Source organism: Sphingobacterium sp. DR205 (genome assembly GCF_011064245.1).
Classification (GTDB): domain Bacteria; phylum Bacteroidota; class Bacteroidia; order Sphingobacteriales; family Sphingobacteriaceae; genus Sphingobacterium; species Sphingobacterium athyrii.
The window spans coordinates 4,160,148-4,185,536 of record NZ_CP049333.1 but is presented as its reverse complement, the minus strand read 5'-3'; the positions used below and the strand labels follow the sequence as shown (position 1 = coordinate 4,185,536).

Here is a 25,389-nt window from a genome sequence, read left to right as displayed (position 1 = left end):
TAAATATAAAAAAGATGAAAAAAGTACTTATTACAGGTGCCAACAAAGGCATTGGATTTGAAACAGCGCGGCAATTACTGGAGCAGGGGTTTTACGTCTATTTGGGGAGTAGAAGCTTACAAAATGGGCTGGATGCCGTAAAAAAGTTGGCTGCATCAGGACTTACACATGTCGAGGCTATTGCACTGGATGTGACCAGCCTGCGCTCAGTAAAGGCGGCACGTGACCAAATCGCTGAAAAGACAACTGTACTTGACATATTGATCAACAATGCCGGGATTAATGGGGATGCGCCCTACACCGCCTTGGAGGCTAGCGAGGATCAGTTTTTGGCGACTTTTGATACCAACGTCATTGGCGTATCCCGGGTTACCCAGCATTTCCTTCCCTTACTGCAACAATCGGATCAACCCCGTATAGTGAATGTGAGTACCAGTGTAGGCTCGCTTTCGTTGCAAAGCAATCCGGAATGGCCTGCCTACGACTACGCGAAGTATGCCGTCTATGCTGCCTCCAAAGCTGCACTAAACATGTATACCGTACACCTGGCCTATGAGCTCAGAGATACAAATTTTAAGATCAATGCCGTATGCCCGGGGTATACAAAAACGGATTTCACAGGCTATAATGGGGGTGAAGTTGGGCTCGCGGCTAGCCGGGTCATCAAATATGCACTGATTGATGAACATGGCCCCTCCGGCAAATTCTTTAGCGAGGAAACGAATCCAGGTGCTGGTGAAATACCTTGGTAATGTACGCCCGATAAAAATGTTGCTTGGATGCTTGTATATCCAATGGAAAAAACGCTTGAAGCGGTCTCACTGGCAGGAGAGACGTTTTTCTAGCGTTTTTTTTCCATAACATAATTTGTCAACTGAACGCCGTTTCGGGTCACTTGTTGTTCTTTGACAACGCCATAGCCACGGCGCTCAAAAAATGGTTTTGCCGTAATGGAGGCATGTGTACTAAGATGTGTGCTAGCGGTCGCAGCTTCAAGTTCATTGCACAGGGCGGTGGCAATACCCTGTCCCTGATAATCTTTGTGCACGTAAAGGCGGTCGAGGTAGCCGTCCATAGTGATATCACCAAAGCCAGCAATTTCATCATTGATGACTGCAACTAGTGTGTAATGCGCCAAAAAGGAGCCGTTCCAGGCGGCCAGATCGAGCTGCCCCGTCGCCCATACGTCCAACTGCTCCTCGCTGTAATCTGCTGCATTGACCGTATGCACCGTATCGTAAAACAACTGGCTGATCTGTGCCAGATCGGAGGGGCGGTATCGTCGTATTTCCATCGTTAATTTTTAAGGGTTTCAAATTTACGATTATTCACCCGATCACCCAATATTCTTCGAACTTTCTCCTGACCAACTTCTAGCTTTCCGGCGTTCTTCTTCGAATCGGCTTCGGGATCTCATCGGGAAAATAGCATCAGCACCCGATGCCGACCCGATGAAAATACCATGAAAAGCAGGAGTTGATAGGGAGTTAATTGCTGGCTAATCCACGAAAAAACCGGTCGAAAATTCGCTGTTATTTTCTAGGTTTTTGCCTCATAAAGTCCAAATTTTTTAATTGAACCCGGTCTGTGATCGGTCAACTTTGCAATGCCCGTCGGTCAGTTGTCGGTCTATCATGATGTGTCTATTTATTGTTGATTTAAAGTGTTTTATGTTTGTTATGTCAATCAAATGTACCGGTATGAAAAAGGATTGATTTTAACACATGGGAACTATTGTAAATGGAGCAAATGGAGGCTTTAAGGGTAAAGCCGGCTCAATAATCGGAAGTAGTTGGAAGAGCATCAACTATATTAAAGGGCTCTATAAAAAAAGATCAAAGCCCGCATCGGAAGCACAGATGATGCAGCAGGAAAAATTCAAAACGCTAATGCGTTTTCTGCTGCCCATCAACTTCTTTTTGAAGATCGGCTTTGGCCGTAAAAATACCGAAAAATTGACACCGATCAATGCGGCGTTTCAATTTAACCTGGACCAGGCCATCACGGGTATCTATCCGGACTATACCTTGGATTATTCCAAGATCAGTATCTCGGATGGTAGCCTGTACGGCGGCGGAACTGTTGGTGTGTCGTATGACGCGGGAGACCTCTCTTTCACTTGGAGCACAGATGATAGCGAGACGTTCGAGACTTTCTCAGATGACATGGTCTATGTATTGGCGTATCACCCCGAGAAAGACGAATTTATATCTACACCTACGCCAAGTACCCGTGCGGCTGGTACGGTGTCATTCACGGTGCCCGAGCATCTGGCAACAGGTGCTGTGCATACCTGGCTGTTTTTGTCAAACCGGTCAAAGACCAAGGTATCCAAAAGTGTGTATCTAGGCGAGATACAGCTAATCTAAATTATACAGGGTTGGGCCATTCTGGCTCAGCCCATATTTACAACACGTATTATGGCTAATAAAACTATCAGTCCTGCTCAGCAGCGGGTACGGGCTGCATTTAAAGTCGGACAGGCATTTTTAGCGCCCTTACACGGATTGATTAAAAAAGGATTTGCCGAAACGGCCAGGCGAAAGAGATCTCTACCTGCCGGACTGGCGCTGGGCTATACGCTGCAGGTGGCAATAAAGCACGAAGCAAAGGGGCCGGTGGTGGACCCATCACTGGTACGCTTAAGTGATGGATCCCTGCCCGGTGTAAGGATGCCCGAACTAAGGCGCTATGCCGATCGCATTGAGCTAACACACGATAGTGACAACGCAGCGCTATTTGGAGAGGATGATCGGCTGACCCTGTGCGCCTACCAGGTTGAAAAAGGCTATGCCTTTGTCAATGAGCAGATCTGGAAACGTCGCGAAGGGAAAGTCATCGTTCTGATACCTGAAGGTTTTCGGGATGATGGATTTCACCTTTATTTGCTGGTTTCAAACAGAAATGGGTTAAAATATTCACGCTCAAATTATTTGGGTTATTCAACAAAATGAATACAAAACATATCCTGCTGCTCCAACGGAAATATGGAGCAAATGGAACTAACGGCACCATTATGTATCAGGGCGAAGAAATCTGCCATACGATTGAACTCCCTGATAGAAATAATGTTCCCCGGATCAGCTGTATCCCGATAGGGCAGTATAAACTAATAAAACGGCGCTATCCAAAGCATGGGGAGCAGATCGGCATCCCAAATGTGCTGGGACGCGAAGCGATCCTGATCCATGCAGCTAACAATGCGCTGAAAGAACTGCATGGCTGCATCGCACCCGTAACTACGCTAACCGGTGAGGGGACAGGTGATTACAGCGGTAAAGCGCTGGCGAAGCTGAAGGCATTGGTGTATAGCCTGTGGGATAGGGGGGATGAAGTGTATTTGAATATTCGATAAAGGAAGGGCCGGAATAGGTCATTGCTTTCTTTGATGTCAGCTTTTTAGTTATCTGGCGATATGAATCAAACTCGCTGTGCTCAGACAGTGATTCATATTTACACCAGATCCCGTCAAAGCTTGACAGTCAGAAAGCTATATTTTCTATCCCTGGCCCTTCATATTTATCGAGGTGAGTTGTTGGAGGGGGATTGAAGTCGGAACGCCATGCTTTCAATTCTTTGTCCTCCTATATTGCTCGAATAAAGAAGGGGAAATGATTGGATGACGGTCTACCGCTCTATTCCTTGGTGCAATTGCTTTTGCCCAATGGCTATATGAATTCAAACTCACTTCGTTCAGACAAGAATTCATTTTTAACGCCTTTGGACTTCATCAATTTGCAGTCGGAATATTAGGCTTTGACCGTTCATCCAATCTATTAAAAATGAATTGGTATGAAAAAAATCTTAAACAAAATCGGGCAGGTGCTACAGGTGGTCCTCGCAGCGCCGCTCAAACTGCCGGGAAAGGCCTCGAATATACTGAAATACATTGCACTGGGCCTGGGAATACTGGAAACGGTCCTGGAGGAGGATAAGCCGTCGCCTGAAAAGTCTTTTGATGAGGGCTCCGACCATATATCAAGCGGCGAATCTACCGGATCCACCGGGTCTCTGGTCGATGATGACGAGCTAGTGGCAGAAAGGAGCGACGTGGATGAAAATAAATGATATCCGCATCTCTGCCCTCGGAGGCACGATCTGTTCCATCTGGGCCAGTATATCGCTGGGCGATGTGTTACAGACGGTGCTGACGGCTGCGCTGGGTACACTCGTAAGTTTCGCGACCAGTAGGTTGCTTGGGCGATACTGGAACCAGAAAAAATAGCAGAAGTAAGGTGAGAACGTCTCCCAGTCCGGGGGACGTTTTTTTGTCGGATTTAAAATTGTTGTCACGAATTGTAAATATTATTGTTAAATAACATTAGAATTGTGTTTTATTGTTTTTACTTATCACATTTTATTGATTGCATTTTTATGAAAAGTATCACTACAATGCTATTTTCACTTTTTTCACTTTTTGGATGTATGGCTGTCCATGCGCAAAAGATTAAGGTCGAAAATAAAACGAAGACCAGTTCCTTCGTCAGTTATCCCGAAGAACCATTTTCCTATGAGTTTTTGGAGTACAAGCTCCAGATCAATCCTGACAACACAAAAATCAATTTTGTGATGGAAGGTAAAGAGCTGACATCGGTGGATATTACGGCAATGCGTACGGAGAAAATACGGACAGATGCAAAAAATAATCGTTTGGTAGTTGGTAATCTCCAGATGACGCAGAAAACAGGAGCGGGTATCCTTTTGTGCCAGGTGGAGTTTTTACCGATGACACTAGAGGGCATTACGACGAAAAGCGGGAACGCCTGGGAGAACATTTTTAAAAATTCTTTCGTGCTAAATGTTCCGTTAAAAGTAACCTATAGCAATTCCTTTGATAACAAAGTTATTGAAGAGGATACAATTGTGGCTCAATATGTTGATAGAGGACTCGCGGATCTGATTGTTGAAAGAGAGCAGTTAATGGCTCAAATAGCGACTACTTTTCCAAATAAAAAGGATGCGATGCTACAGTCGCTGGCGTTCCTGAAACAGAATTATACAAGCATGACGCTTAGTATTTTCGATAATTTAATCGGTCATAACCAGATTGCAGGCTTCTGGAACCGGAACATGACCAAAAAACAAATGCGATTCCAAAGTACAGGAAGTCTTTTCTTTACAAGGTTTAAGGATAAGAATGATCCCAAGCAGCTTGAATATAATGAGCAGATCGATAAGCTGATCTTACTTGCTGACGGTATCAATAAATCTGCCTACGATAAAAACAAAGTTGACAAGTCCAGTTTTGCGGCAGTCGCTCAGATCGCCGAATACCTTGAAAAGGAACTGACAGGAGTTGCCAATGAGGATATCAAGATTGCTTTACAGACAGATCTCTTGTATTGTTACCTGATAGCCAGTAATTTCGAAAAAGCAATACCAGTAATGGAGGAACTGAAATCGAAAAACAAACTCAACCTTAAGATGAACGGGATCTGGGAGCAGTTACCTGTGTTGGCTGAGGCGAAGAAAAATTTTGAGGAAAACAAAGGAAAGCTTTCCGCAACATATTCCGATGCACTAAATAAAATGATGAATTAAGGATTTTTTATAACGTGGAATTTAGCCTTTAGCGTACACTTTTTTCACCTAGCTCACGCATCCAAGTATTGAAATCCGCATCGGAAGGGATATCAAATTTTTTACGCAAACGATTTTTTCTTACCTGTACAGCTCTAACGGTAACGTATGTATATTCGGATATATTTTTCGTTGAAAAGTTCAGGAAAGCCATGGCACAAAATTCTAATTCTGTGCTTCGCAGATTGGGGTCATAAGTTTTTAGTTCCTGTATAAACTGTGGATACAGCTCTGTAAACAAGGTCAGGAATTCCGGGTTGTTACTTTTGGCCAGGTCGATCAGGTTGTTGAATTTGTTGTCACCGATCTGCTCAACGAGCTCTCTATTTATTACCTCGGTTTCCTGAAGTGCCTCTTCTTTCTGTACAATAATTTTTCGATTTTGCCTTACACGCCATATGAAGAAGACGATTGATAGTATAAACAGCACAAGGACAATCATTGAGATCCTTGATGATTGCGAAACTTTTTTTGCTGCCTCCTTGTCTTTCGAATTCAGAATACGGGCTAATACCATATCCATGACCTGTCTATTTTCTTTTTCCAAGGAATCATTGAGCCGGCTGAAGGCGAACTCATATTCCTGCGCTTTCGCATCCCCTAGTTTGTAATACGCATAGTAATCAGCTAAAAATCTGTAACTGTTTCTTATAGCCTCTCTGTTTCCCACTGCTTTTTTATTTGCAAGACTTTTCTCAAAGAAAACCAACCCTTCTTTGTAATTCTCTTTCTCTTGCTCCAGATTCCCTAAATAAGTCATGGTATTATAATAGACTGGAACTTTATATTTCTCCACCAGTTTTAGCGATTCTTTAAGATAGTACGCAGCTTTGGGAAAATCTAGCTTTTTAGTATAAAAGCTTCCCATGTCGTCATAGACACCAATGAAAAGAAGTGCATTTTCCTTTTTATTGAGCCCCTTTAAGATTTCCAGCTGCAGCTGGTTATATTTCATCAGAGAGTCCAGTTTATCCGTCCTGTTGAAAATAGTGCTTAGATTCCCATATGCATAAACGGAAAGTTTTTTTTGTTTTTCATCTTCAAGTTTCTTTGCCGCGGCTAACTGTAGCTGAAACTCCTGAATTGCCTGATGGGTTAGCCCGAGGTACATATAACATTTCCCTTTCATGCCATGAATTTCGCCTTGCATCTGCGCATCATTTTGGTAGAATTTAGTCGTTTGTAGGCTTTCAATGGCCTTAAATGATTCTTTGAATAATCCAATGTAAAGAAGGGCATCAGCAATCCAGAATTGCGCCCTTGCTTTTCCTTCATCATATTCATATTTAGTGGCCAAATCCAGAGCCTTCATTGCACAGTCAAGCTGTTGTATTAGGTTGACCGAGGCCTGGAAGTCTTTTGCTTCGTTTACAAGTGCATCAACTTCTTTCTTATTTTCATCGTTAGCTAGGGCCGTAAATGTAAACAAGCATAAAATAAAAAACAAGAATTGCTTTTTCATCACATTAGTAGGTTGCAGTAAATTAATATTTCTTATAGCCCTGTTCGGGAGATGTAACAGGGGCGAATATAATAATTAATCTCTTTTGCAGGTATGGCTTAAAATTTATTGGCAGATTTTTCAAGACAAAACCTTGGACTATAGCTATATTCTTTTCCTTTAAACAGATTGATTTGCCTCATATTTTAAATTATACTAATGTACCGTATTTTTGCGCTCATTACCAAGGTAATTTACCATCTTCTCCAAAGAACTTTCCGGTAGCCCGTTCTCATCAAATATGCATATTTAAAATATAGGCATTCTGAGTGTTATCAATAAAGAATACGATCTATAACGGTATCAAATATATCTTTTTTTGACGGATCATTTTAATTTACAAACTCTTCACCCCATTTAAAGAGTTCTGTAAGGCTGGGTTCCAGCTTTCTTCCTTTTTCTGTGAGTGTATACTGTACCGTTGGCGGTACAGTAGCAAATACTTCCCGGATAACAATCCCATTTTCCTCCATATTCTTTAATTCTTTCACCAACATGCGCGTATTGATGTTGGTGACTAATTTCTGAAGCTCGTTGAATCTTTTGGTGCCATGTAGAAGAGCAAAAATAATTGACATGGACCATTTTCCTCCGATTATATCCAAAATTTCCTGAATAACACATTTACCTGAAACTTTTTCAGAATTTTTTTCGCTCATAACGTTTTGATTTGCTGCAAGACTGTACTTTTTGGTATTACTTTACATTTGTGTAACTACTTTCAAATGTAAAGTATTGGATTTAGATTTACAACATCATATTTCAATTTAACATTATGGCAAATTCATTAGAAGGAAAAATTGCGCTCGTTACGGGCGGAACAAAAGGTATCGGAAAGGCAATCGCCGATAAGCTCGCACTAGAGGGGGCAAAGGTTATCATAACAGCGCGGACTAAACCAGCTGTGGAAACTGAACATTACTTTATAGCAGGTGACATGAGCAGACCCGATGCTGGCCAGATCATTGCGGACGAACTTCTGGAAAAATTCGGTAAAGTGGATATTGTGGTCAATAATGCCGGTGCCAATACCAGCCCTGGCGGGGGATACAGTACACTAACGGATGAGGACTGGAATAACGAGATACAACTGAATCTGATGTCTGCCGTTAGAGTCAATAAGGCGTTGATTCCGAGTATGGTGGCCCGGAAGGAGGGTGTAATCATCAACATCTCTACCGGCGCTGCACTACAGCCTCTGTGGAAAATGACCATGTCCTATTCGGCTTCAAAGGCAGCGTTGAATGCCTATACCAAAGCTTTGGCAAGCGAATTGGGGCCGCAAGGGATCAGTGTGAATGCCGTGTCTCCGGGATTGGTCAAAACACCGCTGATGGAAGCTTTTATCGCTGATATTGCAGCAAAAAACGGCAGCTCTGCTGAGGAAACATTTCATGCTATCAAAAATGAAATTGGCGATCTTCCAATGGGCAGAATGGCAGAACCTGAGGAGGTAGCAGCTCTTGTCAGCTTTTTGGTTTCACCCCAGGCAAAATACATCACGGGAGCAAATTATAGGATTGATGGAGGTGCACTTCCTGTTGTATAGATTGGCTGGAATTTCGATGAGCTTATATTGGATATGCTCTTACAGAATTGGAGAATTTGCGGAACAAGAGGAATAATTTTGAGGTTGCAACACAACAAGGATAAACGAGCATAAGCAAATGCTTTCTGGCTTCTGCCTATGCTCGTTGCAGTTAATAATGCGTAACCACATGACATTACTGAAATCTTAATTATTGCAATGGGTACACATTTTGGTAACCTATTAATATCTTATTTTCAGTGCAATGGGACGTAACTCGGGATTTGGTATTTCAGAAACATAGCATGTTTTTCCTCCTTTTTCATTGATCAAAAGTGCTAATAAGCTACTGATGTCGTCGACGGTGCTTTTGCCCAAATTGCTGTCCACAATCTCAATCTCAATATCTGATATTATTTTAGCAGACTGATGGAAGCTTTCCTGTACAATTAAAAAATCAGCTTTTCCTTCCTGGCAGGCTCGATATATTTCCTGAAGATCTGTCAATACCAGGCCCTGCCCAATAGCTGCCTGAAGCTCCGCAAAGTATTCTTCGTTTTTACGCTCCAACGCTTCTTTCATAAATTCCCAGGCGCGGGCCTGCAGTTGATGCGGTAGCTGACCAAGGATTTATCCACTCTGTTCAGATATTCTCGCAACAGATCATCGAGATGTTTCGCATCACTTGCTTTATCCGGAAATGTATTGTAAAATGTATTCTCACCAATTGGAAATGCATCATTTTGGACTTCGTTCTCAATGAGTCCATTTAATGCCTTATACAGCTTGACACTGTTTTGAGATAAGAGCATGATCAGATATTGCGTCTGACGACCAATCTCTTTAATGACCGGCCGAACAGCAAAATTGGTGCTGATGTGTACTCCTTCCTGATTGGTTTCCCATGAAGAACTGAAAATTTCTGATACATTGTCGGAAACGAAGAGATGTAGGCTCTCCAGATTATAATTAACATCGATCGACTGTTCTAATTCTTCCAGTTTAACTACCAGTTCTGACACCGTTCTTTTATCGTACTTTTCCAAAAGGCGGTCGATTGCTTCTTTGGTAAAGTTCTTAATCTTTATTCTGTCATTCAGATTATCAGGATGTGTGCGGTGTGTGTTCACAGAAATAGTCACACAAATTTCGTCTTGAGTTCGTATTAATGTTTGTAATAACTTTTCTTCTGACATAGTTTTTGAAATAAGTTAATAAATATATATGCAATAATTCCTTATTTTGCTGATCAATCCAATGGCTATTTAACCCAACTGTTTTTAGATGAAATAACCTAGGATGATTTTATTGGATTATAGTCCGATGAACTTAAAAGGTTCTACTTTCTTAAGGTGCGCATTGCTCAATCCAGTATAGGTTTTGTTTTGCTCCACATCAAGTTTAAGAACTTTACCTTTCTCGCTCAGATCCAGATCTTTTAGATTTATCCAGAAAGTTCCTGGAGTGGTCACTGTTTCAAAATAGTATACCAAATCTTTGTGATCCGCTACAGAACGCCATCTTGTAGACGAGATATTAGGCTCCTCCTTGGAAGAAATGCCATAGGGAACAGAACAATTTCGAATCACGCTAAAGACACTGGCAATCGATGTCCTCACATCATCGGTCTGAGGAATCGCATCGATATAAAAGGATGCCCGCACAAATCGGTCTGCAGCACGGTTTGTCCCAGGGAGCATGATGGTACCGGGAATTCCCCGCCAATAATTATTGAGTGCCAGCTGCTCATCAAAAACTGGCGAGTTCGTCATAACGACATATTTCGGATCATGGTGTATCACGAGCCGGCCATTGATGTATTCAAATATGGCATTATCACCAGATTTATCAGATAGTGACAGATGAAGTGTTGTAAATCGTTCAGTGCCTGGGATATAGTCGCTTACTAAGGCGAATGATTCTCTTCTAAGTGCCGCTACAGCTTCCGCGACCGAACCATAATTGTCCAGCACATACTGTGCCCATGCCGCAATACTCAGCCCGGGCTTCTGTCCTTTTGGATCGAATTTGGGATATTGGGATTCGGCGAGCCACAGCACATTGGCAACAAGACCGGCCTCATTCAGACCATCTGTTGTAGCCATGTCCCAGGCGCTAGCAATGACACTTCCATATTTCGAAGTCCATTTGACAGAACTGGGGCCAACTTCGCCATTCCGTTGCATCCCCTTTGGAAATACCCATAAATTAACGGGTATTTCATCCCGCCAGTCCATACTCCTTGCGGTGAGCACGGTTTGATTGGGGCCTTTATATACAACCCTTGTGCATGCATCGGTTTTGCGATATACAAAGCAAAACAGAAATAGCAAAACAATAAAGCATCTTTTCATTTTTTATAAGTTTTATGTTTAAAAATATTTACCTTCTGTAATTCATATAATTTATTGTTTCACACAGCGTATTTGATATGCTGTATTTGCCTCAGCTTGGCCAATATTAATTCCATAGCCAACGTCACCTGCGGCTCCGGTGAGGTGTAGTTCGCGATAACCGCCATCTGTTCCGCTCAATAAATAGTTGCCTTCACGGCCAATTGTCGGTCCGGGTGTGTTTTCGTTGTGATATGCACCGGCATATACGCAGAACAAATAGTCGTGTCTGGTAGCTCCCGGGTTGCCTTGAACGCCAAAAAACATACCTAAATTGGTCGCGGAGGTACCCCCGTCAAAAGTGTCAACATAGCGTGCGGGATCATAGGCATTAATATTATGGGGATTGTCAGCGCCATTGGGCCCTGTGCGGTCAATTAACTGTGTTGTTTCAGCTTCTGTAGGCAAACGCCATGTGCCGGCCGGAGCTACAAGGGCACATGGATCGCCGGCTGCGCCATTGATTGTTGCATCGGGGCCCTGATTGGTTCCGTCCAGCAGTTTCGGTAGCGTATAACCTGCAAACCAATAGTCACCATAATCATTGTCTGATGCCGTAAATCCATATCTGTTGTCTGCCGCGTCATAGACTAGATTTCCTCCTGACCAAATTTCATTGCCAATATCGATCCCTGCAGCCTGTATCACAAATTCCAGTTTATATTTCACACCGTCCAAGAGAGGTAGGTTGCTGAGCGTAAGTGGTTTGGTAATATCGCCTATCTGTAGATTTGCTATTGCGATGGAGGCTGCAGCTGTATTGTTGGGGAAAATAAAAACCGGATTGGACACAACAACCTCACCTGTACTATTGGCAAAAGTGAAGTTTTTGGAGCCGGAAGTCGATGTTGGTGGATAACTTAGGCTGCCGTCAGCCAAGGAAACGCTGAGGACCGAATAATTTGGTGTTATAGTAGCCTGACCAATTGATCCAACTTCGCCTATAGCCGCGGTATTCAAAGTCAATATAACTTGTGTAAAAAGATGTTTTAGAACTACATTTAACTCATTGGTTTGGCCTGACTGCACCGCCATGGTTTGTTTAAAATACATAAAATCCATGTCAGCATTCTGTACATCTAGATTTATATTGGACAGTGGCTGATTGAAGTTTATCGTCGGAAGGGTATTGCTGCCCGAGGCAACTACGATAAATTGATAGCTTCCAGGTGTTAAACTGAGTTCTGGAATCTGCCCGGCTGAATAGGTGTAATTTTGATGCGTTACATAGGCCCCGGTGCTGCTGTATGCAGCGATGCTGTACATTGTTCCGACGGGAAGAGGAGTGAGCACCGGTGTGGCTGCCATTAGACCATCTTTGCGGCCAGTAACGGCGCGATTGACTAGGGGCTCGTTTTCAGGCCTCCATGTAGCCACGATATCAAATTTATCTGTAAATGGAATGATTAAGTGATCCAATCGGCTGGCAGATTGTTGGGTATTTCCCTTTTTCACCACATCGGTACCAAAATTGGTTCCGCCCATATTGATTTTTACAATAGTCTTCCCACTTTCGATTGGCGTGTCATTTTCTTTAGAACACGAAAAAAAAGTGGCAACTAGTATGACAAAAATGGTCCAAAATCCAGTTCGGATATTTTTTTCAATAAAGTATTTTTTCATAATTAAACCGGTTAATATTAGTTACCATTCAACGTTTTGGGATCGACTTTCTTCTGTATGTTCTTGTTGCATACTTGTACCTTGTACTGTAGAACCAGCCGCGATACTGTTTTCAATTGCTACGGTAACAATCTCTACTTTAGGTGCCAGATAATTTTTTAATACTTCTCGATTTTTGTTTCGTTTTGTTTTCATGACCTTGTTTTTAAATATTTGATGATTATACTTTTTAATAGGCTCATTAAACACAAATTAAGAGTTAGGCTTTGGCTTTAAAGTATACTCTATTTTTGTTAATAAGCAATAAATAATTATGAAAAAGAACCGCTATTTGTCAATAAAGAAAATTGACATTTTTGTAATAAACCTTTTATTGTCGTTTCTTGTTTTCGAACTAAATAAAATTAAATTTGATTTAATATTTAATTTAATGCACTTTGAACAACAACAAAGCCGTAGCTTCATTGAAGGCATGTCAGAAAAAATCCAATAATTGGAAGAATAAGCTTTGAACGTTTTAAAGAGTATGAGAAGCTTTAGCATTTCCGGATACCGTCAAGGTATATGAGGATAAATTCAATGCGAAGGTGTCAGACTAGCCGAAACTAAATAACGTGTCCCTAGGTAGGGAGACGTTATTAAAGATCTATGTTTCTTAGGCTTCGCGCACATAGAGTGGCGATACTGAGTATTTATTTCTAGTTTTTATTTATTCCAATTGAATATCGAATTCGTCAAAAGATTCTTTGCGCCAGGCCATGTCCTGTATGGAGGTTGAAAGTGCAAATAAAGGCGAGAACGTTTTTACTTTTACGGTTTTGCCATCCGGAAGAAATTCAAGGACCCGTAACCAGGCATCGCCTCCGCTGCCCTGATGTCCGCCGCCCAGTGCCTGGGCATTAAAGGTCATTTGGTTTACCTTTTTGTCAGCGGAATTTTTGTCAATGCGAAAACCGATGTGCTTTTTTATATCATTGGCAGCGCCGATATGGCCCGAAAATACCAGCGCTATGTTTTTGGAAGGTTGGACTAGTTTTTTCCAGACGGATTTGCCATAGTTGGCATCATCAAGATCATATTTTTCTTTTTCAATATGCTCGTTTTTATAATTTAAATAAGAATGTGTTAAAAGGACGACTTGATGATTGCTGTATGCTGGTCGGTTAATTATTGATCTGGCCCATCCCAATACCGTGTCTCTTGGAGCAAATTCTAACGATAGAAAAAGAAAATTTTGTCCATGTGGCGAGCGCCATTCTTCTGTTCTCCGCTGATGCGCGCCCGCCAGACTGCTGAGATTGCATCGGGTGCTGTACATGAATTACAGGTGGACAATAGATTGATCGAAATTGATTTTGGACAATGGGAAGGAAAGTGTTCGCCTGATTTTATTGCCGAGGATCCTCAGGCTTGGGAAAATTGGTTGCAGTCACTAGAGGATTATGCAGCAGGAAGAGTAGGAGAGACCGGACGCCAGGTGATTGATCGTGTCAAAAGTTTTTATGATGATATCCTACAGCGCTACGATGGTAAAACTGTTTTGATCGTTGGTCATAATGGAATCAATCGGCTGTTTTTAGCGTATCAGCTTAGGATGCCGCTGGCTAACTATCGACGAATTGTCCAGGAGAATTCTGCTTTGACACTATTTACTTTAGATAAAGTGGCTGGTTTTAATTTATTAAAATTGAATGCCTGAACTTTTTTGTGAATGGATCAGTTGTCTATTAAGGAGCACAACGTATTCATCCCATAGAGCAGGTCTCTCAGTGTGAAGCGATATATACACAAATTTTTAACCGTTAAAAATCAGTTAGTGATGAGAAAAATAGGTTTTTTTATCAGTTTGTTAGCGAGTACGATGGCATTGGGGGAACTGCAGGCGCAGGAGCTTCATACGCTTGACTTTAAAACCTGTAAAGCGATGCGTGCATATTTTCGCTATTCACCTGGTAAAAAGATAATAAGCGGCCATCGTGGTACGATCGAAAATGGACTGCCTGAAAATTCGATCCCGGCATTTGAAGCAGTGCTGAAAAAAACGCCTGCTATTTTCGAAATAGATCCGCGTTACACAAAAGACAGTGTTGCCATACTGATGCATGATGCAACGTTGGAGCGGACAACAAACGGAGTTGGCAAAGTTGCTGATTATACTTGGGCCGAACTTCAGAAATTGAGGTTGCGGGACAAGACGGGCAAGGTGACCCCGTATGGAATCAATACACTTCAGGAAGTGATCGATTGGGCCAAAGGTAAGACCATACTCAATCTGGATAAGAAAGACTTGCCATTGATTAAGACTGCTGAAATCATACGCCAAAATAATGCGTATGCCTGGGTCTGGGTGACGGTGCATAATGTCGAACAGGCTAAATATTACCTTGATCAAAATAAAGATCAGTATTTGTCCATGCATATTAAAGATCGGGCAGCTTTAGCTAAATTTGAATCCTCGGGGCTACCCTACGACCGGATGATTGTTTATATCGGTTCTGAAATTGTGCCAGCAAATCAGGAAATGTACCGTTTTTTTAACAACAAAGGGGTGATGTGCATGATATCAACTGCGCCTAGCTACGATAAACTAGCAGAAAAAGAGCAACGTTACGAGAGCTATAGCGCTGTATTCGAAGACGGAGCTTCTGTTTTAGAATCTGATTTACCAATAGAGGTAAGTCGTGCGATCAGCCAGAAATAAATTGCCATAAGGAGTTGCAGACCGAGCCGAAGCTACGCTGGGCATCATCGTAAGCTTTGCGGCAAGTAGGCTACTCCGAAGCTGGCGACCTAAAGGCCCAGAGAAGTAACAAAAGGCTTGGTTTTAATAACAAAGGGTATTAATAACAAAGGGTATTCCTATTGCATGAATACCCTTTGTAATCCTATAAAATGAACCATACGCTCTTTGTTGCTAGGCTTTTAAGTTGGGCGTATTTGCCAAAGAATGTCCATATATACCCATATCTTTACGCAGGTCGTCTGCAATCAAAAACAATACTTATCTAACTGTGATTTTACATCCATCGATGTTAGAAAGCAATTACCTACGAATGGGCCTTCATGGATGAGTACCTGGAGAAGATTAGCATCAGTTTTACAGCTGAATGATAAGTATTGATATCTTTTTGTGGGATACTACAGGAGCGAACATCAACAAGAACGATTACCTCGACGGGCTGAGCAGACAAGCAGATTACTAGGGAGTGCGGAATAAGAACAGTGAAATTGGCGCTGACTCCTAGAATAAATTAAATGTTTGTTTTACATTTAATTTATTCTTATTTTCGATTTACATAACCAATGGTGTAAACTAAAGCAGCCACGATGTTTATATTCAGTTTGAGCGAAAGACAATTTTTTTTAAGCTGATAAGTGTTGTTTTGACATTTAAAATGAAGCTTTGGTAGCTACACCTTATAAATAAACTTTTTATGAGATCAATTAATTTAACGAAGAAACGGATCAATTGGTGCGGATTGATCGTTTTATCCACGGCACTGTTACCTTGCCCAGGGTATGCGCAGGAGCAAGTGGCATTGAAAGGTAGGGTAGAAGGCCAAAATGGCAAGCCTTTGTCTGGGGTTACGATCTATTCGAAGACCACAGCCAAGGGTGCTGTCACGAGCAATGATGGGGAGTTTACCATTCCATCTGCTGCTGCAGACACATTGACATTTAGTTTTATCGGCTATGATACGCAAAAAGTAGGCGTCGGAGGAAGATCCAATCTTGTGATCAAATTAATTCCTAACAACGAACAGCTCTCCGAAGTGGTCGTTATCGGGTATGGCCAACAGCGAAAAGGAGATTTAACGAGTTCGGTTGCGACGGTGACATCCGAAAATTTTGTAAAAGCTCCTGTTCAGGATGCCGGCCAGTTGTTGCAGGGTAAAGTGGCCGGATTAAGCGTAGGGACAACAAGTGGAAACCCGACGGGTGGAAGCCAGATCCTACTACGCGGAAATACAACATTGTTTGGTGCAAATAGCGACCCATTAGTGATTATTGATGGAATCCCAGGAACATTAAATACCGTAGCCCCCGAAGATATTGAATCCATCGATGTGCTCAAAGACGGCTCGGCTGCGGCGATCTATGGCGTACGGGGTACCAATGGCGTCATTATCATTACAACAAAAAGGGCAAAAGGCCAGGAAACAAATGTCATTGACTATGCGGGGTCCGTAAGTACACAATCCATATTGCGCAAACCGCAGCTGCTGACAGCCAGCGACTATCGCCAGCAGATCAGCGAGGGGATAAGGGATGCTTCCTGGGATCTGGGCTCGGATACCGACTGGCTAAAAGAAATTTCACAGACCCCACTGACACATATCCATAATTTGACATTTCGTGGCGGAAGCAGTAAAACAAATTATCTGGCATCAGCGAATTACAGGTATTTGGAAGGAATTCTGAAACGTTCCGATAATGAAACATTCAGCGGAAGAATAGATGTTAACCATACGATGCTGGACAATAAGCTTAAATTCAATCTAAGCCTGCTCAATCAGACCAATAGCTTTACGCAGACACAAGATGGGGGAACTTTTAATGGATATACCTATAGGCAGGCACTGATATTTAATCCGACATCGCCCGTATACAATGAGAAGGGGAAATGGTTTGAACAGCCTAGTAATTTTAACTATGAAAATCCCCTCGCTCGTCTTTATGAGAGCGACGGTCAGACCCGTAGCGTAAATTCTAGGATGGCTGGTACGATCACCTACAATCCGATCGCTGATCTGAAATTAAGTTCGCTCTTTTCATACTCAAGAAATAATATCACGGCAGGCTATTCCGAGACCAAAAACCATATTTCCAACTTAAGAGATAGTCGGAATGGTTATGCTGCGCTCGGGAATAGACTGATCATTGATCGTCTGATGGAACTTACAGCGGAGTATACCAAGACCATCGGAAAGCATCGCGGTAGTATTTTGGCTGGTTATGGTTACCAGGAAAATGAAAATTCGAGCAGCTTTATCCAAAACTGGGATTTTCCGACCGATGTGTTTGGTTACAATAATATCGGGCTAGGCAATGCAATAAAAGATGGTAAGGGTGCCATCGGCAGCGATAAATTTGAGACCAACCTGATCAGCTTTTTCGGCCGGCTGACCTATAGCTACGACGATCGCTACCTGTTACTGGCAAGTGTCCGCCATGAAGGGGCAAGCCAGCTCGTCGGTGCAAAAAGTCCATGGGGTACATTCTCGGCGATTTCTGGAGGTTGGCGGATCTCCAACGAATCCTTTATGGAAGATCAGACAGTCTTTGATGACTTAAAATTGCGCGCCGGATATGGGGTAACGGGAAATCCGCCATCTAACCTCTTTTTGGGACAGGCTCAATTGGGTTACGGTGGATATATTTATTCCAATGGACATTGGGTACAATCGCTTGGTCCAACTTCTAACCCTAACCCCAATATTCGATGGGAAGAAAAACGGGAAAGTAATTTTGGACTAGATTTCAGCTTGTTAAAAGGACTTGTAAGTGGTAATATTGACTATTATATCCGGGATATTAAAGGCTTGTTATATGATTATCAAGTGCCGAGCCCCCCAAACTTGGTTACGACAACAAGGGCTAATGTGGGAACCATGCGCAACAACGGTATAGAGGTGCTGCTCAATATAGCGCCCGTGCGTAAGCCCAATTTTGAATGGAATACCAGCTTACTGTTTTCGACAAATACCAATAAGCTGAAGAGCCTGTCCAATGAACTGTACCAAACGACAAATGATTACTTTACAACTGGCGGTACGGGCGAACCGATACAGACCTTTACAAATATTGTCTATATCGGTCAGCAGATCGGTGATTTCTACGGATTTAAGGCCGTGGATATCGACGATAATGGAAAATGGATCTATGAAGGTGCCGATGGTGCACGTGTAGCATACAACGATTTCGGGCACACCTTTGAGGATAAAAAAGTACTCGGAAATGGCCTCCCAAAATACTATGCAGGCTGGAACAACAATTTCCGCTATAAAAATATTGACCTCTCCGTCACCATGCGCGGTGCATTTGACTATCAAATTCTTAATTTCCAGCGTATGTATCTTGAAAATCCTAGTCTGCAGAATTATAACCGCTTGGCATCGTCAGAGGATTTGGTATTTGGCAAAGCAAAATTAACGGCTCCGCTTGAGTTCAATAGTTATTACATTGAAGACGGAGACCATTGGAAGATAGACAACATCACGTTGGGCTATACTTTCCGAAATATGAAAAGCAAGTGGCTGAATAATGCCCGTATCTATGCAAGTTCGCTGAATACTTTTGTCATCACAGGATACAAGGGCATCGATCCTGAAGTAAATCGCTTGGGATTGTCGCCGGGTAATGATGACCGGGATAAATACCCAACAACACGCACTTTTACTTTTGGTGTTAACGTTAGTTTTTAATTCTTTAAAGATGTCAATTATGAAAAGAAATAATTTAGCAAAGATCTTATTTGTCGGCTGTGCTTTTCTTTCGGTCAGCAGCTGTACAAAATTAAAAGATGATTCCTATACAACTATTATCTCCAATAAATTCCAGCCGACACAAGATGACCTGGCCTCACTTTTGGGAACAGCATATTCCAACTGGCGCTTTTTGCTACTCGATTGGGATGGCTTATGGCGGGCCCAGGAACTCAGCGGTGATCAGGAAGTCATTCCGGCAAGACCGAATGGATGGGTCGATGGCGGAGTATATAAACGTATCCATCAACATACTTGGACTGCTGATGAAGGCATAGTGGTGCAAACTTGGAACAGAACGTTTGCCGGAATTACAAACTGTAACCGAATCATTTACCAAATCGAATCCGGTATGATTCCCGTAGCGGAAAATAAGGAGGCTGTCATTGCAGAACTGAAAGTCCTCCGGGCAGCTTATTATGCGATTTTATGCGACGCCTTTGGCAATGTCCCAATTGTAACGCAGTTTGACCTTCCCGAAGGCTTTCTTCCGAAACAAAATTCCCGTAAGGAGGTGTATGATTTTGTTGTCAATGAAATCGAATCCAATAGCAGTTTGCTCAGCGAAAAGAATGACAAAAGTACGTATGGTAAATTGAATAAATGGGCAGCAAATGCGTTGTTGGCGCGTATGTACCTGAATGCCGAGGTGTATAGCGGTACGGCACAGTGGCAGAAAGTAATTGCCACCTGCGATGCAATTATCAACTCAGGTGCAGGCTATATGCTGGAAAATAACCAAAAGAACGTATTCGTTACCGAGAACCAGAATTCGAAGGAGATCGTATTTGCCCTGCCGTTGGATGAAAATTATACCAATAACTGGAATGCATTTGACCTTCATATGCAGTCACTTCCTTCGGAAAGTCAGGCGACCTACAACTTGCTTTCGGCACCATGGGGCGGTATGTGTGCGACACCTCAGTTTATTCGTTCTTTTGATCAAGATGACATTCGGAATCAACGTAACTGGATTCAGGGACAGCAATATTCTTCTTCTGGACAAGCACTCGTCGTAGGGCTCGGGGCATACAAGGACAAACCTTTGCACCTGATCAACGAGGTTCCTTCGATTGATGCCTCCGAAACCATCCACGGTTTCCGTTTGGGTAAATTCGAAATTAAGCAAGGGGCGGCGGTACAACTCAGTAATGATTATCCGATCGTCCGGTATGCCGAGGTTTTGATGATGAAAGCGGAGGCACTCTTGCGGTCCGGTAAGCCCGATGAAGCTGCGCAGATTGTAACGACAGTAAGGCAGCGGGCTTTTCCCGATCAGCCTGCCAAAGCAATTGTTACGGGAAGCCAGCTACAGGGGGGCAGCACCTATGATTACGGTCAGCGTGACAGTGATGGAAGTACCAAGGAGGGGGGAGCCGATATCAAATATGGCCGATTTTTGGATGAATTGGGCTGGGAATTCGACCAGGAAGCACACCGGCGCACAGACCTGATCCGTTTTGGCGTTTTCAGCACGAAATCGTGGCTCTCACATAAGGCAACCAAGAATGCAACGCGCAACTTGTTCCCAATTCCACGGCCGGCTTTGAACACCAATTCAAACTTGGCTCAAAATCCTGGATATTAGTAATAAAGGTGAAACGGAAAATGAACGTTAAGATGAAAAGACTAACATGCTATGCAGTACTGATTTCGCTATTGGCGACTGCATTTTTTGCCGAAGGTCAGGCGCAGACTAAAGAGGCTAAACAATACGATTACCCAATCGAACCTGTTTCTTTTGTGGATGTAAAGTTTACCGATAAATTTTGGGCACCTAGACTTAAGATCAACCAGCAGGTGACGATCCCCATCGCACTCCAGCAGTGTTACTCCACCGGAAGGGTCGATAACTTCAAGAAAGCTGGCGGCCTGATGAAGGGATATTTCAATACAGAATATACCTTTGACGATACAGATATTTATAAGATAATAGAAGGAATGGCCTATTCGATACAGACCAATCCGAGTGGGGAACTGGAAAAGCAGATGGATTCACTGATCTATTTTATAGGAAAGGCGCAGGAATCTGACGGTTACCTGTATACCGCGCGTACAGCTGCCGAGCCTGGAAAGCTACATCCATGGACTGGAGAGAATCGCTGGGAGAAAGATCCTGATCTGAGCCACGAGCTATACAATTCAGGACATTTATATGAGGCTGCCGTAGCGCATTATTTGGCCACTGGAAAGCGTACATTATTGGAAATAGCCATTAAGAATGCCGATCTCCTGGTAAAGGACTTTTTGCTGGGGGGATTGAAATATGAACCCGGGCATCAGATCGTAGAAATGGGCTTGGCAAAGATGTATCGTGTGACCGGAAAAAAGAAATATCTTGATCTGGCGAAATATTTTCTTGACCTGAAAGGAAAGGGTGTTCGGGGTGAATATGCGCAGAGCCATAAACCGGTCATCGAACAAGACGAAGCTGTGGGGCATGCCGTACGCGCAGTTTATATGTATTCGGGTATGGCCGATGTCGCAGCACTTACCGGCAATAAGGCCTACCTAAATGCAATTGATAAGATATGGAACAACGTGGTTGATAAAAAGTACTATGTTACCGGCGGAATCGGTGCACGGGGACATGGAGAGGCATTCGGTGATAACTATGAACTACCGAATATGTCCGCTTATTGTGAGACCTGTGCGGCAATTGGCAATGTGTATTGGAACCATCGCCAATTCTTGATGCATGGTGATTCGAAATATTATGATGTAATCGAACGTACCTTGTACAATGGTGTACTCTCAGGTGTGGGGCTCTCAGGGGACCGTTTCTTCTATCCAAACCCCTTGGCATCTGAGGGGCAGCATACACGTGCCGAGTGGTTCGGCTGTGCATGTTGTCCGAGTAATGTATGTCGTTTTATACCTTCAATACCAGGATATACCTATGCGCACAAGGACAATGAAATCTATGTCAATCTTTTTGTGGAAAGTGAAACGACAATCGACCTGCCCAAGAATAAGGTCCACCTTTCACAGAAATCGAATTATCCCTGGGAAGGCAATACGACAATCAGTGTTACTCCGGAAAAAACTGCGGCATTTGACGTTTTGGTAAGGATACCGGGCTGGGCTTTGGAACGTCCGGTTCCGAGTGACCTCTATACCTATGTTAAGCCCGAAAGAAAAGAAGTGGAGATCCAGATAAACGGTAAGCCGATTGAATATACCGTCAGGGCAAACGGTTATGCCACGTTAAGCCGTCAATGGAAAAAAGGTGATCGCATCGACATCGTATTCCCAATGGACGTAAAACGTACGATTGCGCATGATCAGGTGAAAGATGATAAAGGAAAGGTGGCGTTGGAACGGGGGCCAATTGTATACTGCTTGGAATGGGCAGACAACGATGGTAAAGTCTCGAATGCCGTGCTTACCGATGATGTGCTGGTTAAGAGCAGCTATCAGCCCGATAAACTTAATGGTATTGTTAGCCTGGCAATGGAAGGTAAAAGTACCGCTCGGGACGGGCAGAATAATATGGTAGAAAAGGACAAAAAGCTTACGGCAATTCCTTACTATGCCTGGGCCAACCGTGGTGCTGGCGAGATGGAAGTCTGGATTCCCAGAACAACCGAATATACAAAACCACTGCCTGCTATTACAAATTCGACACGCGCAAAAGTGACATCTTCCAAAGGTGAAAATGCTTCATTGGCGAAAGTTAATGATGGCTATTGGCCGAAGAGCTCTTCGGACCGTGATGTCTCTTTTTATGCATTATGGCCAGCGAAAGGAACGCAGGAATGGATAGCTTATGCGTTTGAAAAACCAGTGCAGATTTCCCAGGCAAGTGTCTATTGGTGGGACGACCGACCTTGGGGCGGAAGCAGAATTCCGGATAGTTGGCATATAGAATATCTTGACCCAAATGGCAATTGGGTGCAAGTAAAAAATACGACGGCTTATTCCAACGAGCAAGACAAGACCAATACCGTTACTTTTGAAACCGTTTCGGCACAAAAAGTCCGGTTAAAGTTTCAGATGGGCAAAGATGTATCCGTAGGGATCTACGAGTTTGAAGTCAAGTGATGTTATCCTGTACAACAACATAAATAGGTGCTTAAGGAAAAGGTATCTATTTTATTTAGGTGGTTAAAGAAAGCCGTGTCAAATTCATTTTTGGCGCGGTTTCTTTTTTTAATAAGCTTTAAGACGATGGCCCTATTTTACTATAATTTTTTCACTCCCGGCGGTACACAGGTTCATGAAATTGATGCAAGCGATTATCACGACCGACGGAATGTCTGACCAGCTGTACAGTATCGGTGTATTAAAAAGGAGGGCGGCCGAGCAGCAGAATATGAGGTAATGTAGTGCATACTAATGAAAAGGGACCGTACAGCATAGCGTTACTGTACGATCCCTTTTTTCGTTATAATGGAGACCATCTGGGTCAGGCTACTTGTTTTTCACACAACGTATGGCAGCCCAATTATTTTGATGAATATTCACGATCGAGACGCTGGTTGCTGTCAATATCAATGCCGGCTTGGAATTACCCTGTACGGTCGGGCTTGCCCAATATACCCCAAGAGCATTAGTTGGAATATCGTTGTTACCAGAACCGGATCGGGTAAAATCGTTGTCAGGCAAGAACATGTAATTGTCCAGATTGCTTGTCGGCAGTACAGAAGTGCCTAAAAACCATCCGGTCTGCCCATTGTAGCTTCCGCGTACGGTACCTTTGTTGATCAAAGATTGATACTCAGTTTGCGCTGCCGTGCGCCAGCCGGTACCAATGGCCGTCTCACAATAAGAGGCAGAACCGTTACCACTGTAAACACTACCTTTCAAATATTGGGCAGCAGCCAGGGTGATAGGCGCGGTACCGGTCAAATTGGCTGAACTCCAATAATAATTGGAATTAGGTACATCTATTGCTCCTTTAGGGACAAGGCGCAGTTTTAAGTTATATTTGACGCCTTTTTGTAAGTTCAGGTCCGACAGGTTGATCAGTCCGGATCTTACTCCATTCTGCACTGCATTTAAGGTGACCGTCCCGAAGCTGACTTTACCGGCGCTAGTTCCCTCGGTAATGATCAGCGCAGGGCTGCTTGTCCATAGGAGTCCTGATCCACTGAAACTGATACTACGGGCAGTGGAAGAACCTCCTTGTGTAAAATGGCCGTCAGACAAGTGAACGTTGGCAGTACTGTAGTTTGGCGACATGCTGCTACCAACGATGGAGGTGATATTGCCCACCACATTGGCTGATGTGCTCTCCAGAGTAGCCTGTACCTGCGTAAATAAATGGCTGAGGATAAGATCCAGAGAGAGGGTTTGATTTGCGGTTACGCTGGCGGTCTGTTTTTGCCAAAGTACATCCGTGTCTGCACCTGGGGCATCAAATGTGATGTTGGCAAGGTTCTGGTTGAAATTGATATTCGGAAATGTCTGGCCGTTTGCCACAGCGACGGCAACGAATGTGTAGGCACCCGGGGCAAGCGTAAGATTCCAGTTTGTACCACTCCCAGTATAGGTGAGTACGCCAGAATCTTTAACATAATCGCCGGCGGAATTATAGGCGGCAACCGCATATTTGGCGCCGGTGCCCAGTGGCTCGGGGCTGGTCGCCATTTTAAGTCCTGCTGAAGCGCGCAAAATATTGGATAGATTGGATGTCTCGGGCGACAGTGTCGCCAGTACAGTTAGTTCATCTCCAAATGGGATAGAAGCTTTCTGGATAGCTATAGGACTGTTTGTATTGCTGGTATTGGATAGTTTTAACTTGGGGTCCGTGCCCCCGTCAGAATAGGACACGCCTCCGATTTTGATACTTACTTTTCCTTCCGTTCCGACAGGATCCGGGCTTTCATTTTTGCTGCAGGCAGTAAACAGTACGGTAAAGAGCGCCAATGCTTGAATAAACTGATTTTTCATTTTCTTAGTTGGTTAAATTAACAGCGAATTGAATGACTACCACCAGCCGTCATTCTGGCTGTGAGTCTGTGATTCTTCGTTATCCCAGGTCTGTTGGATATCACCTGAGGCCTGCGCGTTGGACCCCGCAGCGATGCCATTTTCCAATAATACCTCAGTCACCCATATCTGAGGTGCCTGGTAGTCCAGTTTGCGTGACTGGAGTTTGATAGGTTTCTTTTTCATAATAATATGTTTTATTAAGGGTAAATACTATGCACTATCGTTAGCTCAGCATGAACTTAAACTTTGGCTCAATCCTAAGCAGCCGCATCGGATGTGATTGGGCCGTAAACTAAATTCTGATGTAAAAAAAAGGCTTTATGGCTTCAAAACGATAGCGTG

General features: G+C 43.3%; 21 protein-coding genes and 1 pseudogene. 12 read left to right on the top strand and 10 right to left on the bottom strand.

The features are described from left to right. Window positions 1–14 precede the first annotated feature (14 nt). Complete coding sequence (locus G6053_RS18115; protein ID WP_121125133.1) at window positions 15–752, top strand: SDR family oxidoreductase; 738 nt, start codon at window positions 15–17, stop codon at window positions 750–752. An 89-nt stretch (window positions 753–841) separates the two neighbouring features. On the opposite strand, the gene G6053_RS18110 is transcribed toward G6053_RS18115, so the two are convergent. Then, window positions 842–1,294, bottom strand: coding sequence for a GNAT family N-acetyltransferase (locus G6053_RS18110; protein WP_121125134.1), 453 nt, complete (start codon window positions 1,292–1,294; stop codon window positions 842–844). 430 nt (window positions 1,295–1,724) lie between these two features. Here G6053_RS18110 and G6053_RS18105 point away from each other — a divergent pair, with 430 nt between their 5' ends. The 5 genes from G6053_RS18105 to G6053_RS18085 all read left to right on the top strand — a co-directional run bounded on the left by G6053_RS18105 (window position 1,725) and on the right by G6053_RS18085 (window position 5,541). After that, window positions 1,725–2,369: a DUF6266 family protein gene (locus G6053_RS18105; RefSeq protein ID WP_121125135.1), complete on the top strand. Its 645-nt coding sequence runs from the start codon at window positions 1,725–1,727 to the stop codon at window positions 2,367–2,369. A 51-nt stretch (window positions 2,370–2,420) separates the two neighbouring features. Further along, a complete protein-coding gene (locus tag G6053_RS18100; RefSeq protein WP_165307676.1) occupies window positions 2,421–2,954 on the top strand; it encodes a DUF6266 family protein in 534 nt (177 codons plus the stop codon). Next, window positions 2,951–3,355: a DUF5675 family protein gene (locus G6053_RS18095; protein ID WP_165307674.1), complete on the top strand. Its 405-nt coding sequence runs from the start codon at window positions 2,951–2,953 to the stop codon at window positions 3,353–3,355. Before G6053_RS18100 ends, G6053_RS18095 begins: the two co-directional genes overlap by 4 nt. A 437-nt stretch (window positions 3,356–3,792) precedes the next feature. After that, complete coding sequence (locus tag G6053_RS18090) at window positions 3,793–4,068, top strand: hypothetical protein (protein ID WP_165307672.1); 276 nt, start codon at window positions 3,793–3,795, stop codon at window positions 4,066–4,068. A gap of 306 nt (window positions 4,069–4,374) precedes the next feature. Continuing rightward, on the top strand, window positions 4,375–5,541 hold the full coding sequence (locus G6053_RS18085) for a hypothetical protein (protein ID WP_165307670.1): 1,167 nt from the start codon (window positions 4,375–4,377) through the stop codon (window positions 5,539–5,541). Window positions 5,542–5,569: 28 nt separating this feature from the next. On the opposite strand, the gene G6053_RS18080 is transcribed toward G6053_RS18085, so the two are convergent. Beyond that, window positions 5,570–7,042 (bottom strand): hypothetical protein, encoded by a 1,473-nt coding sequence (locus G6053_RS18080; protein ID WP_165307668.1) that lies wholly within the window; start codon window positions 7,040–7,042, stop codon window positions 5,570–5,572. Between the two features lie 371 nt (window positions 7,043–7,413). Next, complete coding sequence (locus G6053_RS18075) at window positions 7,414–7,740, bottom strand: helix-turn-helix domain-containing protein (RefSeq protein ID WP_165307666.1); 327 nt, start codon at window positions 7,738–7,740, stop codon at window positions 7,414–7,416. 116 nt (window positions 7,741–7,856) lie between these two features. On the opposite strand from G6053_RS18075, the gene G6053_RS18070 reads away from it, so the two are divergent. Beyond that, window positions 7,857–8,630, top strand: coding sequence for an SDR family oxidoreductase (locus tag G6053_RS18070; protein ID WP_165307664.1), 774 nt, complete (start codon window positions 7,857–7,859; stop codon window positions 8,628–8,630). 222 nt (window positions 8,631–8,852) lie between these two features. Here the strand turns inward: G6053_RS18070 and G6053_RS30805 are convergent. The 5 genes and pseudogenes from G6053_RS30805 to G6053_RS18040 form a co-directional block, all read right to left on the bottom strand. Beyond that, window positions 8,853–9,421 (bottom strand): annotated as a pseudogene (locus tag G6053_RS30805) (hypothetical protein). Between the two features lie 501 nt (window positions 9,422–9,922). Further along, the gene (locus tag G6053_RS18055) at window positions 9,923–10,963 is read right to left on the bottom strand and encodes a linear amide C-N hydrolase (RefSeq protein ID WP_121125145.1); all 1,041 of its coding nucleotides are present in this window, start codon (window positions 10,961–10,963) and stop codon (window positions 9,923–9,925) included. Between the two features lie 51 nt (window positions 10,964–11,014). Next, a complete protein-coding gene (locus G6053_RS18050) occupies window positions 11,015–12,625 on the bottom strand; it encodes a hypothetical protein (RefSeq protein ID WP_165307659.1) in 1,611 nt (536 codons plus the stop codon). A 21-nt stretch (window positions 12,626–12,646) separates the two neighbouring features. After that, window positions 12,647–12,820 carry a hypothetical protein gene (locus G6053_RS18045; RefSeq protein WP_165307657.1) on the bottom strand — a complete coding sequence of 58 codons (174 nt, stop codon included), beginning with the start codon at window positions 12,818–12,820 and terminating at the stop codon, window positions 12,647–12,649. Between the two features lie 514 nt (window positions 12,821–13,334). After that, window positions 13,335–13,943, bottom strand: coding sequence for a hypothetical protein (locus G6053_RS18040; protein WP_206532015.1), 609 nt, complete (start codon window positions 13,941–13,943; stop codon window positions 13,335–13,337). Between G6053_RS18040 and G6053_RS18035 the strand changes: the two genes are divergently transcribed. The 5 genes from G6053_RS18035 (at window position 13,866) to G6053_RS18015 (ending at window position 23,154) form a co-directional block, all read left to right on the top strand. Next, on the top strand, window positions 13,866–14,324 hold the full coding sequence (locus tag G6053_RS18035) for a histidine phosphatase family protein (RefSeq protein WP_165307654.1): 459 nt from the start codon (window positions 13,866–13,868) through the stop codon (window positions 14,322–14,324). The genes G6053_RS18040 and G6053_RS18035 overlap by 78 nt on opposite strands. A 120-nt stretch (window positions 14,325–14,444) precedes the next feature. Beyond that, complete coding sequence (locus G6053_RS18030) at window positions 14,445–15,326, top strand: glycerophosphodiester phosphodiesterase family protein (protein ID WP_165307652.1); 882 nt, start codon at window positions 14,445–14,447, stop codon at window positions 15,324–15,326. 733 nt (window positions 15,327–16,059) lie between these two features. Further along, the gene (locus tag G6053_RS18025) at window positions 16,060–19,050 is read left to right on the top strand and encodes a SusC/RagA family TonB-linked outer membrane protein (protein WP_121125159.1); all 2,991 of its coding nucleotides are present in this window, start codon (window positions 16,060–16,062) and stop codon (window positions 19,048–19,050) included. A gap of 19 nt (window positions 19,051–19,069) precedes the next feature. Further along, a complete protein-coding gene (locus tag G6053_RS18020) occupies window positions 19,070–20,698 on the top strand; it encodes a RagB/SusD family nutrient uptake outer membrane protein (RefSeq protein WP_121125160.1) in 1,629 nt (542 codons plus the stop codon). A gap of 32 nt (window positions 20,699–20,730) precedes the next feature. After that, window positions 20,731–23,154: a glycoside hydrolase family 127 protein gene (locus G6053_RS18015; RefSeq protein ID WP_165307650.1), complete on the top strand. Its 2,424-nt coding sequence runs from the start codon at window positions 20,731–20,733 to the stop codon at window positions 23,152–23,154. Window positions 23,155–23,523: 369 nt separating this feature from the next. On the opposite strand, the gene G6053_RS18010 is transcribed toward G6053_RS18015, so the two are convergent. Beyond that, window positions 23,524–25,005, bottom strand: a complete 1,482-nt coding sequence (locus G6053_RS18010) for a hypothetical protein (RefSeq protein WP_165307648.1) — start codon at window positions 25,003–25,005, stop codon at window positions 23,524–23,526. Window positions 25,006–25,041: 36 nt separating this feature from the next. Next, on the bottom strand, window positions 25,042–25,230 hold the full coding sequence (locus G6053_RS18005) for a hypothetical protein (RefSeq protein ID WP_108633530.1): 189 nt from the start codon (window positions 25,228–25,230) through the stop codon (window positions 25,042–25,044). Window positions 25,231–25,389: the final 159 nt, after the last annotated feature.

What these genes read in the sequence shown, in the direction of transcription:
- G6053_RS18075 (WP_165307666.1), bottom strand. Translation starts at nt 7,740, where the DNA reads ATGAGCGAAAAAAATTCTGAAAAAGTTTCAGGTAAATGTGTTATTCAG.
- G6053_RS18110 (WP_121125134.1), bottom strand. Translation starts at nt 1,294, where the DNA reads ATGGAAATACGACGATACCGCCCCTCCGATCTGGCACAGATCAGCCAG.
- G6053_RS18015 (WP_165307650.1), top strand. Translation starts at nt 20,731, where the DNA reads ATGAAAAGACTAACATGCTATGCAGTACTGATTTCGCTATTGGCGACT.
- G6053_RS18035 (WP_165307654.1), top strand. Translation starts at nt 13,866, where the DNA reads ATGTGGCGAGCGCCATTCTTCTGTTCTCCGCTGATGCGCGCCCGCCAG.
- G6053_RS18040 (WP_206532015.1), bottom strand. Translation starts at nt 13,943, where the DNA reads ATGTACAGCACCCGATGCAATCTCAGCAGTCTGGCGGGCGCGCATCAG.
- G6053_RS18095 (WP_165307674.1), top strand. Translation starts at nt 2,951, where the DNA reads ATGAATACAAAACATATCCTGCTGCTCCAACGGAAATATGGAGCAAAT.
- G6053_RS18070 (WP_165307664.1), top strand. Translation starts at nt 7,857, where the DNA reads ATGGCAAATTCATTAGAAGGAAAAATTGCGCTCGTTACGGGCGGAACA.
- G6053_RS18090 (WP_165307672.1), top strand. Translation starts at nt 3,793, where the DNA reads ATGAAAAAAATCTTAAACAAAATCGGGCAGGTGCTACAGGTGGTCCTC.
- G6053_RS18045 (WP_165307657.1), bottom strand. Translation starts at nt 12,820, where the DNA reads ATGAAAACAAAACGAAACAAAAATCGAGAAGTATTAAAAAATTATCTG.
- G6053_RS18115 (WP_121125133.1), top strand. Translation starts at nt 15, where the DNA reads ATGAAAAAAGTACTTATTACAGGTGCCAACAAAGGCATTGGATTTGAA.
- G6053_RS18025 (WP_121125159.1), top strand. Translation starts at nt 16,060, where the DNA reads ATGAGATCAATTAATTTAACGAAGAAACGGATCAATTGGTGCGGATTG.
- G6053_RS18100 (WP_165307676.1), top strand. Translation starts at nt 2,421, where the DNA reads ATGGCTAATAAAACTATCAGTCCTGCTCAGCAGCGGGTACGGGCTGCA.
- G6053_RS18030 (WP_165307652.1), top strand. Translation starts at nt 14,445, where the DNA reads ATGAGAAAAATAGGTTTTTTTATCAGTTTGTTAGCGAGTACGATGGCA.
- G6053_RS18005 (WP_108633530.1), bottom strand. Translation starts at nt 25,230, where the DNA reads ATGAAAAAGAAACCTATCAAACTCCAGTCACGCAAACTGGACTACCAG.
- G6053_RS18020 (WP_121125160.1), top strand. Translation starts at nt 19,070, where the DNA reads ATGAAAAGAAATAATTTAGCAAAGATCTTATTTGTCGGCTGTGCTTTT.
- G6053_RS18080 (WP_165307668.1), bottom strand. Translation starts at nt 7,042, where the DNA reads ATGAAAAAGCAATTCTTGTTTTTTATTTTATGCTTGTTTACATTTACG.
- G6053_RS18055 (WP_121125145.1), bottom strand. Translation starts at nt 10,963, where the DNA reads ATGAAAAGATGCTTTATTGTTTTGCTATTTCTGTTTTGCTTTGTATAT.
- G6053_RS18085 (WP_165307670.1), top strand. Translation starts at nt 4,375, where the DNA reads ATGAAAAGTATCACTACAATGCTATTTTCACTTTTTTCACTTTTTGGA.
- G6053_RS18050 (WP_165307659.1), bottom strand. Translation starts at nt 12,625, where the DNA reads ATGAAAAAATACTTTATTGAAAAAAATATCCGAACTGGATTTTGGACC.
- G6053_RS18105 (WP_121125135.1), top strand. Translation starts at nt 1,725, where the DNA reads ATGGGAACTATTGTAAATGGAGCAAATGGAGGCTTTAAGGGTAAAGCC.
- G6053_RS18010 (WP_165307648.1), bottom strand. Translation starts at nt 25,005, where the DNA reads ATGAAAAATCAGTTTATTCAAGCATTGGCGCTCTTTACCGTACTGTTT.